Origin of the sequence: Terrimonas sp. (assembly GCF_003075435.1) — a bacterium.
In the GTDB taxonomy this organism is placed as follows: Bacteria; Bacteroidota; Bacteroidia; order Chitinophagales; family Chitinophagaceae; genus Agriterribacter.
This window is the reverse complement of sequence record NZ_QCZJ01000055.1, coordinates 1-6,811: the sequence shown is the minus strand read 5'-3', so window position 1 is coordinate 6,811 and position 6,811 is coordinate 1. Positions and strand designations below refer to the sequence as shown.

Here is a 6,811-nt window from a genome sequence, read left to right as displayed (position 1 = left end):
AACATATTTGTCCACTGGTCATTGAGTAAAATCTAAGATTGTATGTCAAGAGCCGTATGAATCGAGAGGTTCACGTACGGTTCTGTGAGAGGCTTAGGCTGAAATGCCTTTGCCTACTTGACCCGTACCGTTATAGGCAACTCTAAACCGACACCACCAAACTATGGGAGCATGGGGAACAGCAATATCATCTAACGACACTTACGCAGACATATACGATGAATTCTTTGACCTTTATAATGACGGACAATCAGTAGAAGACATTTCCAAAAAGTTAATTACCGACAATCAAGAAACTATCAATGAACCTGAAGACAGTAATAATTTCTGGTTTGCATTAGCAAAAGCACAATGGGAATGCAAGCAACTTGACACTGAAATTTTAGAAAGAGTAAAGCAAATAATTGAAACAGGTTTAGACCTGGAAGTTTGGCGAAGGCTTGATGCTGATGAAAAAGACATTAAAAAAAGAAAGGTTGTTCTTGACAAATTTTTGGCTGACTTACAAACTGAAAGACCTAAAGCAAAATCGAGAAAAAAGAAAGTAATCAAACAGCCGCCGTTTGAGAAAGGTGACTGCTTGACATTTAAACTTGCAAATGGAAATTATGGGGGTGCAGTAGTTTTAGAAGCTATAAAAGATACTGAGTATGGACACACCCTTCTTGCAACAACAAGAATAAATCAACCAACAAAACCGACAAAAAAAGATTTCGAAAATGCCGAGGTTTTAATTGCCAACTATGCTAATTGGGACAACAACTTCAATATTAAATGGTACTTGCCCATTCGACATAAGCTCATAGCCCATTTAATTGAAAAAGTTGACACAATAGAAGTTCAAATTAATTACGACATTAATAAATCAATGAACGGATTTGTCGCTGACTTTGACGTTTGGGTTATTCAAGTTGCCGACCAACAATTTGAATCCGAAAAAACAAAACCCAAACCAACAACTAAACAGACAATTAAAGCATTGACGAAAAAAAGTAAATGGAAACTTTGGTAATCAGGTTTGACAAAAGAGCTGCCTATAACATTGGGTTTTATGCAAGTTGGGCATGACCAGCAAACATCAACAAATTGCAAATCCAAGCTGTGGTTCGGGCTGGACAAACAACTTTCAACTTTAGTTCTTAAATTTAACTTTATATTTTCAATCAGCAGCGGTTGTGGGCGGACGGAATACTAATTCCCAACCTGCATAAAGCCCTGCTCGTAAGCGGTAATGCAATACCAGCACCATCAACATTATGGAAACATTAGACTGGGGACAAGTAACACCTGAGGCTGCCAATACAGACAGAAACGAATTCGTTTATATTTATAACCATGACGTTTCCTCACCACAGAATATTAATAGGACTATACGTTTTATTATTGGTCGGCTCAACTATTACGATACGCAACTTCCAAAAGACTGTAAACACCTAATAAAAATTGATGTTCGTGGGCAACAAATTAATGATACAGCTTGTGCACAAATAAAAAATGAAATAAGGACTAAGTATTCCAAGCCTAACAATATTACCATTGATATAATAAAATAAACTATCGTGGCATTTAATATTATTGCAGAGACAAATAAAAAACTTGATTTCAAAAAATTATATCAAGAAATCTACTCGAACAATTTAAGCTTTGATTTTATACCAATGCCGGGGCTCGGAGTGGATGGAGGTGACGCAATCGGTATTTGTATTCCCTTAAACAAAGTAAATGAGTTGACATGGACTCAGTTAAAGCCCATTCTTAAAAAACTAAAATCAAAATTTAGCTGCGACGTTTATGACTTATACGGTGGACAGAAACTCGGGCTTTTTAACATAGATACATTTAGGGCTAATTTGCTTGGAAAGTAACATGCACTACCGCTTACACGTGCATTTGTGTTATGTCGGCGGACAGATAACACCGCCTCAGCTTCACCTATCTATCATCTGCAGTTCCAGCAGGACGTTATAAATTGGGCTATAGAATTAACAATGAGCTTTGTATCTTTATTCAGCATTTGTTCCCAGCGGGACGTTTTCCAAATTCCGCCACAAACACAAATGCTCAACCGTTATCCGGCATTTAATGACACAGTCTAACAAGACATACAAAATAGAAAGAACATGCACGGTGTGCCACCATGTTGAAAAACTCTTTGTGACAAAACGGGAGGCTGCTTTTGAGCTGTTTGACATCGACAAAACGCTTGGACAAAAATGTAGTAACTGTTCTTCAACGACTTTTACAACTGCTTACGAGAGACCTAACCTTGACCTTGACTTGTTGAAAGAGTGGGCAATAAACTCGGACTTGTACTTGATGCCACAGGACGAAGAACTTTTGTTAGCTGACGAGCAGTATTTAGACATGATTTTACAAGTTCTCGACAACATTACAATTCCTGACCACAAAAGAGACTTGTTGATGGATGCACTTTGTGTTATTGTTTATGACAACACAAACGAGGACAATTCTCAACGAGATGACCAATTGAAAAAGAGGGTAATTGGTGAACTTAACAAAAGACAAGACAAATTAAGATTAGCTGACGATTGGATTATGGACTACATTAAAGATGTTGTCTATCCGCAACTTGACTTTGACAGACAAAACGCCGTATAACATTGGGTTTTATGCAAGTTGGGCATGACATTGTAACATCAACTAATTACAAATCCAGGCTGTGGTTCGGGCTGGACAAACAACTTTGAGCCTTAGTGCTTAACTTCAACTTCAGTTTTTTAATCGGCAGCGGTTGTCGGCTGACGGAATTCTATTCCCAACCTGCATAAAGCCCTGCTCGTTGCCTGCAAGCTTATTTTGACACACTCTAATAATTTATGCCTGACAAAAACGAAATTGAACGACGGAAACAAATTGCAAGAGATTTAAGGCTCAAAACACGACAAGACTTTGAGAATAGTTTACCGACAAGCCGTGAAAACTTTGAAGCGTTGTTTGATTTTTTAGACGAGAAACTTACTGACAATCCTTGCGACGACACACTTAAATTCTCTGTTGCTTTCTTACAATCTCTAAATCTTGAAAACCTTGAAGAAATCACAAAATGGCTGGGTGAAAATGGTGGATATTGTGATTGTGAAGTGTTAGCTAACGTGGAAGAAAAATTTGACGACAATGCAATTCTGTAAACTATTTTGATAATGTTAGACCAGGACTTTTGCGAAACACTTGAATACAAAATTTGTGAAGCACTTGAGAGTATAAGAGATGAAAAAGTGAAAGGATTTTGGTGTGACGGTATTTTGCTATCAGAACCTGACAATTACTATTCGCAAAAGTTCATCAATGATAATAGACAAACGAAATTGAAAGCCTATGTAGGCAAAGATGGACAAGGCGTTTACAGTTTGACATTAAAGTTTGGGAACAAAGCATTAAGTAGGTACACAAGAAATTTGGACATAGCAGAATGTATCCCACAAACTGACTTTGATAAGTGGTTTAGTATTGACATTATTAAACAGGAAATTGAAATACAACTTTACTGACCAAGCAAGCCAGCAGGCAACATTGGGTTTTGCGCAAGTTGGGCAGACGGAATAACAATGAGCATTTACAATTCTGTTCAGCTTTTGTTCGGGCTTGACGAATAAATCCAAGCATTAGTTCTTAATTTCAACTTTATATTTTTAATCAGCAGCGGTTCCGGGCAGACGGAATTCTATTTCCCAACCTGCACAAAGCCCTGTTCGTTGGCTGTAATGCGTTTTGACATCGTAATTGTTTAAATAAACTATATGAACACGACCTCTTATAAATCTCAAATCAAAAAAATTATTCTTTTATTTATCGGTTTTGTATTGACAACCTTTATTCTTGGAGGATTTATTCTCAATGGCCTATTAAGAATGCAACCTCAAATTGCAAACGTTATAGTAATTGCTGCTATTTTGTTTATCACTTGGAAAGCATATAAAAATGAAGGAAAAAATCTTTCAGAGTTAGGACTAAATTTAAAGTTTAAAAATATTGGTTTTGCTTTTTTTGGATTTGTTATTGGGGGACTATTCATTATTCCTCTTGTGTATATAATTGCGTTTATAAAAGGTTATCCTGTTATTTTTAATCAAACTTTTGAAGGTTCCTATGTTTTGAAAGGATTATGGTTATTGTTTCCAACAGTTATGCTTGAAGAATTAGCTTTCAGAGGAATTTGTTTTAAGAAAACGGTAGAAATCACAAATGTTGCAAAAGCAAATTTAATTTTTGCAAGTTTATTTATCCTTTCGCATTGGATAAACGGTTCTGCGTTTGGTGACCCCGTTGCAATGACAATTTTACTAATTACGGGTTTAGGGCATGTGCTTTATGCAACAGCTTTCCTCAAATCCAAAACATTATATTTTCCTATTGGAATTCATCTTGGTGGCAATTGGGTTAATTATTTTGTTTTTTCAAACTTGAACCCTAACGACCCAGTAAACGGACAATTAAAACCATCTTTAATAAATGTTGTTAGCAATGACAAAGTGCAATTATTCAACGGACAATTGTTACTAACAACTGCTGTAACCGCCTTAGCGTTTATGCTTTTTATTTTAGCCATTCGTAAATGGACACACAATAATCAACTGACTGTATAATGAAGCACTACAGCCAACAAATGTATTGCCAAAAGGTGGGCTTGACGAAAGCCGTGTTTCAACTTTTGGTTTTTCAATTTGGCTGTAGTTTGGGCACGACGTTATAAATTTGGCTTATGAATAAATTATCAACAAAAGATCATTAATCAACTTCGGTTGCCGGGCTTGACGGAATTCTATTTCCCACCCTTCGGCAATACCGAACCGTTAGCGGCAAGGCAATTGGACACTTCACATAACTTAAAAACACTAATTTTAAAAGCAATTAAAACAAAATCAATTTATATATGCCTGACGAAACTGTAGAACAACTGCCAGAAGAGCCAATTCAAGACCAAGACGAACAAGATGAAGAAGTCGCTCCCGTTAAGTACGACATTTCTACTTATGGTGCGGACTATACTGTTGACGGACTTGTTAAACGACTTCAAAAAGGCGATATTTTTATTCCAGATTTTCAAAGGGACTATGTTTGGAATCAATCTGAAGCGTCAAGACTAATTGAATCTCTTTTGTTAGGATTACCAATCCCAGGAGTTTTTCTTGCAAAGGAATCTGAAACTAACAAACTTTTAATAATTGATGGTCAACAAAGACTTAAATCATTGCAGTTTTTCTACGAAGGATTCTTTAATCCCAAAGACCATCAAAAAACCAAAAGGATATTTAAACTGACAAAAGTCCAAAAGCATTTTGAGGGATTGACTTATGAAAAATTAGAAGAAAATGACAGAATAAAATTAGACGATTCAATTGTTCACGCCACAATAGTTAAACAAGAAGCACCTGACAATGAGAATACAAGTATTTATCATGTTTTCGAACGACTAAATAATGGTGGCAAAAAACTCACTCCCCAAGAAATAAGGACTGCAATCTACTATGGTGAATTAAACGATTTAATTGAGGAATTAAATAATTATAAAGATTGGCGGGATATGTTTGGTCCTGAAAATGCTCGACTCAAGGACAAAGAATTGATTTTAAGATTTTTTGCAGCTTTTTATAGAGCAGATAAATATTCTAAGCCGATGGTTGAATTTCTAAACAAATTCAATAAAAGGTTTAGAAATCCGGATCAACCATTTATTGATTCGAGCAGACAATTTTTTAAAGACAGTATTACGTTTCTTAAAAATAGTGTAGGTAAAAGTGCCTTTAGACCAGAAGGCGTTTTGAATGTTTCAGTCTTTGAAGCTGTTACTGTCGGAGTTGCAAAAATTATAGAAGAGAAAGGGACAACACCCAATCTAGAAAACTTCAAAAGTGCTCATCAGCAATTATTAAATGACCCCGCATTTATTAAATCAGTCAATAGTGGAACTTCTGATGACGCAGTTTTCAAAGAACGACATCTATTAGTTGACAAATACTTTTCTCAATTATGATTCACAACGAGGAACTGAGAAGGCAATCTGAAAAAATTCTAAATCTCATTTCGACCGCAGAATCAACGTTTGAAGAAGATGATGAAATGCGCTCTCATATTGCCAAATACGTTTGCATTTTATGCTCTGGATTTTTAGAAAATGCCATGCACCATATTTACACAGATTATGTTAAAAATGAGACTGCAAGTCCTGCTGTAATTTCATTTGCAACAATCACTCTTAACAAAATACAAAACCCAAATTCTGACAAGTTCAGGGACATTGCTAAAAGCTTTAAGCCAGAATGGGAACCAGTATTAAATACATTTTTACAAGCTGAAGAAAGAAGTACAGCACTAAATTATATAATTCGTGACAGACATAAAATTGCTCATGGAAAAGATTCGGATATTACCTTGACAAGGATAAGGGAATATCACAATAAGACCGTAGAAGTTATTAAATACTTAGAAGCTCAATGTGACTTAATTCCTGCAGCTACTTAATGGTGACGATGCCCATGCCGCTAACAAAAGTATTTGCAAAAGCAGGGCTGGACAATGTAACATCAGCTATGTGCAAGCATCAGCAGCGGTTCGGGCTCGACGTTCAATTTTCAGCTTTAGTTCTTAACTTTAACAACATATTTTCAAATGGCATTTGTACCGGGCTGGACAATCAATGAATTCCCTGCCTTCGCAAATACTCGAACGTAAGCTGCAATACTAATTGACATCCACCAATGAATTTGAAATATACATTTCTGCGACTTTTAGGTTACAAGACTTACGACGAAATGTATAAAGAGTTACAGGACGGCAGACGTAAACAAATTTC

Annotated in this window: 9 protein-coding genes; all 9 read left to right on the top strand. The window is 36.1% G+C overall.

The features are described 5' to 3' along the window. Positions 1-163: 163 nt before the first annotated feature. The 9 genes from DC498_RS25620 to DC498_RS25580 all read left to right on the top strand — a co-directional run bounded on the left by DC498_RS25620 (position 164) and on the right by DC498_RS25580 (position 6,480). Positions 164-1,012, top strand: a complete 849-nt coding sequence (locus DC498_RS25620) for a hypothetical protein (RefSeq protein WP_116876975.1) — start codon at positions 164-166, stop codon at positions 1,010-1,012. A gap of 244 nt (positions 1,013-1,256) precedes the next feature. Beyond that, complete coding sequence (locus DC498_RS25615) at positions 1,257-1,553, top strand: hypothetical protein (protein WP_116876974.1); 297 nt, start codon at positions 1,257-1,259, stop codon at positions 1,551-1,553. 6 nt (positions 1,554-1,559) lie between these two features. Continuing rightward, positions 1,560-1,865, top strand: a complete 306-nt coding sequence (locus tag DC498_RS25610) for a hypothetical protein (RefSeq protein ID WP_116876973.1) — start codon at positions 1,560-1,562, stop codon at positions 1,863-1,865. Between the two features lie 217 nt (positions 1,866-2,082). After that, positions 2,083-2,619, top strand: a complete 537-nt coding sequence (locus DC498_RS25605) for a hypothetical protein (RefSeq protein WP_116876972.1) — start codon at positions 2,083-2,085, stop codon at positions 2,617-2,619. A gap of 218 nt (positions 2,620-2,837) precedes the next feature. Beyond that, a complete protein-coding gene (locus DC498_RS25600; RefSeq protein WP_116876971.1) occupies positions 2,838-3,149 on the top strand; it encodes a DUF2695 domain-containing protein in 312 nt (103 codons plus the stop codon). Positions 3,150-3,161: 12 nt separating this feature from the next. Continuing rightward, positions 3,162-3,509 (top strand): hypothetical protein, encoded by a 348-nt coding sequence (locus DC498_RS25595; RefSeq protein WP_116876970.1) that lies wholly within the window; start codon positions 3,162-3,164, stop codon positions 3,507-3,509. A gap of 249 nt (positions 3,510-3,758) precedes the next feature. Next, complete coding sequence (locus DC498_RS25590; RefSeq protein WP_116876969.1) at positions 3,759-4,604, top strand: CPBP family intramembrane glutamic endopeptidase; 846 nt, start codon at positions 3,759-3,761, stop codon at positions 4,602-4,604. 287 nt (positions 4,605-4,891) lie between these two features. Then, a complete protein-coding gene (locus DC498_RS25585; RefSeq protein WP_116876968.1) occupies positions 4,892-5,992 on the top strand; it encodes a GmrSD restriction endonuclease domain-containing protein in 1,101 nt (366 codons plus the stop codon). Further along, positions 5,989-6,480, top strand: a complete 492-nt coding sequence (locus tag DC498_RS25580; RefSeq protein WP_116876967.1) for a HEPN domain-containing protein — start codon at positions 5,989-5,991, stop codon at positions 6,478-6,480. Before DC498_RS25585 ends, DC498_RS25580 begins: the two co-directional genes overlap by 4 nt. Positions 6,481-6,811 lie beyond the last annotated feature (331 nt).